General features: G+C 58.6%; 4 protein-coding genes and 2 pseudogenes. 4 read left to right on the top strand and 2 right to left on the bottom strand.

What is annotated here, in order from left to right; genetic code table 11:
* Nucleotides 1-202: 202 nt before the first annotated feature.
* Nucleotides 203-610, bottom strand: a pseudogene (locus EOA85_RS30145) (YidB family protein).
* 267 nt (nt 611-877) lie between these two features.
* Here EOA85_RS30145 and EOA85_RS30140 point away from each other — a divergent pair.
* Together EOA85_RS30140 and EOA85_RS30135 are read left to right on the top strand one after the other, a co-directional pair.
* Entirely contained in the window at nt 878-1,090 is a 213-nt protein-coding gene (locus tag EOA85_RS30140; RefSeq protein ID WP_127212170.1) for a recombinase family protein, read from the top strand.
* Between the two features lie 160 nt (nt 1,091-1,250).
* Complete coding sequence (locus EOA85_RS30135; RefSeq protein ID WP_127212169.1) at nt 1,251-1,550, top strand: PRC-barrel domain-containing protein; 300 nt, start codon at nt 1,251-1,253, stop codon at nt 1,548-1,550.
* Between the two features lie 109 nt (nt 1,551-1,659).
* On the opposite strand, the pseudogene EOA85_RS39455 reads toward EOA85_RS30135, so the two are convergent.
* Nucleotides 1,660-1,845: pseudogene (locus tag EOA85_RS39455) on the bottom strand (DNA-packaging protein); the annotation flags it as partial.
* 172 nt (nt 1,846-2,017) lie between these two features.
* On the opposite strand from EOA85_RS39455, the gene EOA85_RS30125 reads away from it, so the two are divergent.
* Both EOA85_RS30125 and EOA85_RS30115 read left to right on the top strand, forming a co-directional pair.
* Complete coding sequence (locus EOA85_RS30125; protein ID WP_065008252.1) at nt 2,018-2,269, top strand: hypothetical protein; 252 nt, start codon at nt 2,018-2,020, stop codon at nt 2,267-2,269.
* 1,037 nt (nt 2,270-3,306) lie between these two features.
* Nucleotides 3,307-3,714, top strand: a complete 408-nt coding sequence (locus tag EOA85_RS30115) for a hypothetical protein (RefSeq protein ID WP_127212168.1) — start codon at nt 3,307-3,309, stop codon at nt 3,712-3,714.
* Nucleotides 3,715-3,722 lie beyond the last annotated feature (8 nt).

Below are 3,722 nucleotides of genomic sequence, written 5' to 3'. Positions count from 1 at the left end.
CCCCAGCTCCCTTGTTATTGTGCAGTGCAGCAATATCGTTGCTGCACTGCACAATAACAAGGGAGCTGGGGGAGCTCGAGTCCGGCCGACCTCTGCGCCGGCCGGGAGTAGACGTCTTCAGCCTCGACTAGCTGTGAGGTAGAGCGCGTCTTCTAGCAAGACTTGTCGGCATTGGCCCGCGGCAGCACGCGCCGGCTGGAGATCAGCTATCTTTAGTCTGGGTCGTATTCGGGGGCACCTCGTCGAGCAGGGTCGTTTCATCCGAGCCGTGCGTCGGCTCAACTGGGGGTATTTCACCATTCGGGGTCAACTGATTGACCGCTTCAGGCAGATCTCGCGTGATCCTGGTAATGAGCTCCTCTCGCGAAAGACCGGTCTGCATAGAAAGAGACGTGAGCGTATCCTCGTCTATGGCCATCTACACCTCGCGTGGCTCGATTGGCTGGTTCGGCCCAGTGCTCACCCAAGAGTCTACCTTCGATCCCGAGCCCACATTTCTAAATCGTTCGAGGATGTCGCCGAGAGCAGTGCCCGACACACCTTTGGACAGTTGATCGACGATTCCACCTTGCGGATTGTTCGGATCGCGCTCTCGTGCGCGACGGATCATGTCTCCGATCTTGTCGCGGTTCTGGTAAGCTAGAACCCCAAGCATCGCGATCGCTAATTTTCCCAGATTTGCCATTGGTTCCTCCTTGTTCAGATGGAGAAGGGCTCGGCCTCGCAAAAGTTCCGCGACGAGGATCTAATATTGTGCAGGATGCACCCTGCAATTTGCGGTTTCCGGCTATCGCTTTGAAAGGACTTGGCTTTCGTCGTCGATTGAGCAAATTGCAAAAGGTGGTTTGCAGTTTGCACACCACTTGGGAACAGCAACATGCCGACCGCAATCGCCTGTTATCGGGTTTCCACACAGCGGCAAGAACGCTCGGGCTTGGGCATTGAGGCCCAGCGTGCCGCAGTCGCCCGCTTTGCCGAGGCCGGGGGAATAATCATCCTCCAAGAGTTCACCGAGATCGAAACCGGAAAGGGCGCGGATGCTCGGAACGGACCAAGGCCGCCCTCGCCCCTGGCAAGACCACTGGAATGAACTCGGTAATCCGACCAACACAGCGGAAGCTGCAGCGAGAGGTCGAAAGATCTCGATTCGGGAGGCTATTTGCCCAGACCGTGCTGCCATCATCGCACCCATTCGGAACGGTTGGCCGTGTCGGGGGTTACCTCAGACCAAATGAGAGGAGACCCCCACAATGGACCACACCGATCACGTACGGCTTACGAATGCTGAACTGCGCGCTGACGTTGTTGAAGGCGCGACCATCTACGGTCGCGATGACGAGGAAATCGGTTCGATAGATCACGTCCATGGAACCGGAGACCAGGCCCAGGTCGTGTTCGATGTTGGCGGGTTCCTCGGCATTGGCTCGAAGCGCTTGGCGCTGTATGCGAGTCAGCTCGATTTCATGCGGGACGAAGAAGGCACCGTGCATGCCGTCACGCAGATGACCACCGACCAATTGAAGGAGCTACCTGAGCATCACGATAGCTGATCTGTCTTGGCCCGGCACTGCCGGGCCTTTTCACACATGCACCACGTAAAGGGCGAAATTGCGCTCTGCCATCGGCCTTCACCTTGTCCGGCGTCTGCGACCAGCGGCCATGATATGCATCGACAGCTCGGCGCCCCCAGCCGTCAGGAGATAGCATGCATGTCCGGTCAGCAAGAACGTAAGCGCGACCGTCGATACCTTTGCCGCCCACGATGATGCCAATCTCGTCACCATCATCGCTTTGCCCCTTCGTGCCTGAAGGGTCGACGGCGACCACGACACGCTGCAGATCGGGCTGGCGGCAATGTTAATTTCTTCGCCCTCGGCGGAGGGTGCTTCGGCGGATAGCCAGTCCGGCGGACCCGCTCGCTCCCCACTCCGGTTAGGCGCGTGCGTCCTTGGAACGGAGTCGCATCATCGACGTTACCGGGCCAACCAAACGCTGCCAATGATATGGAGGAACGGGCGTGATCGAGTTGACCGAGAAGGAAAAGCGCTTTCTCAAGCGCGTTGACACCATCACTCACGTTCCCTGGTCGAACAAAGTTACCGCCGCAGATGCCAAAGGCAAGCCAATGCGTATCGCAAGGGCGACGTTTGCCCGATTAAGAGACGACGGCATCATCATCCGATCTACTAGCGACCTGACGTCGAACACCTACGTCATTAATTCTGCACCCGTGACGCCACAAGTCGCGGAAGTGCAGGAAGCGTCCTGATCGGGCGGGATTAACCGTGCGGATCGCCCTGATCTCAGCGCCCGATGATCGCGCCTAATTTTGGTTGCGCAGGTCACCGTTTGAGCACTCGCGGGAACAAAGATCGTTTCCGCCTGTTAGATCACACCTCGAACAACGGGAGACTGCGATGCTCACCAAATCTCTATTAGCCCTTATGCTGGCTACCAGCTTAACTGCAACCGCAGCACCTGCCCTTTCGCAAGAGACGCCAACACCTGCACCGCCTGCCGCAGCCGATGATGCTCGCGACGACTTCGACTGGGGTTGGTTGGGCCTTATCGGCCTACTGGGTCTGGCAGGTCTAGCAGGCCGCAGGAGGCGGGACGACACTCTCGGTCGGACGAACGTCAGGTAATGAGCTACGGCGTGAGCGAGCGCCGCTCCGCCATCCTCGCCGCCCCTATGTAGCGCTCTGCCTCAGATGTGCGATACTGAGCACCGCACTGGCGCCTTCTCTGCGTCGCACAGTGCGGCGTTCTACTTTTTACGCTTATACGGGAAGGTGGCGTCGCCATCATCATTCCCGGATATGACGCGAGGATTGGCGCTAGAGACGCCGTTGCTGGTTCCACCTTTGTGATTTTTCTCTGACTGGCCCTTGGCGTCCGCCTCCGGCCCCGGCTTGGCGGATGAGCGTTTGAGCTCTCGATCCACTACCGAGCGGCTGTTTTCGGCCGGGTCTTTATCAAGACGGTTTTTCTTAGATATGGCTCTTTCTCCAATGAGAAATCGCCAACTCGGTATGAGGAACAAAGTTCCCTAGATTAGGCGGCTTTCCGCTTCTGCCCTTCCCGCTGGCGATACCGTGCCCTAGTCGGACTAGGCCGCCGTCAACTGCAATGGGCGCTCAGGCGGCAGAGGCCCCGATTTTACATATTCGTCAATGCTCCGGGCGCTATGAGCCGGACGGGCTTGAATGATCTCTATGCCGCCTGCTTTCGGCGGGCCTCTCGCTGGCGTCTCAGTTCGTGGCGCTTGGCCGCCAGGAGAAGTCGTCACGTTCCGCTGAAAGGATCTTGGCGAAGGCGCAGTCTGCGACCCAGGGGTTCAGGCAGCCTTTCGCCCGCATTTCTGTGATCGTTAGCCGAAACATCGCTGATTTCATGGGTGTGATGCAACAGCCTGATTTCGCCGCTTTCGCAATCCTGCGATGTCCTGCGGCGAGAATTGCCGAAATTCTGCAAAGCACGGTTTTTGCTGCCGTGCCGACCTTCGATCGGGCCCAGGCGAGGAGAGCGCGGCTCTACTGCTTCGCCGACGAAGCGTCCGCACAAGCGTTCCTAGACCACTTCCCAGGCTTGATATTCGATCCAAAGTGCGACCGGGAAAATGGCTTGGTCCGCGGCGTCTGGCTCCGCACGGGAGAGTACAAGAGAATGCCCGATCTCGGCCCGCTCAGCGTGCCGGAGATCCTGCGGAACTAGGGGCAAGC

It is taken from the genome of Mesorhizobium sp. M5C.F.Ca.IN.020.29.1.1 (assembly GCF_003997375.1).
In the GTDB taxonomy this organism is placed as follows: domain Bacteria; phylum Pseudomonadota; class Alphaproteobacteria; order Rhizobiales; family Rhizobiaceae; genus Mesorhizobium; species Mesorhizobium wenxiniae.
This window is presented reverse-complemented; position numbering and strand designations above follow the sequence as displayed.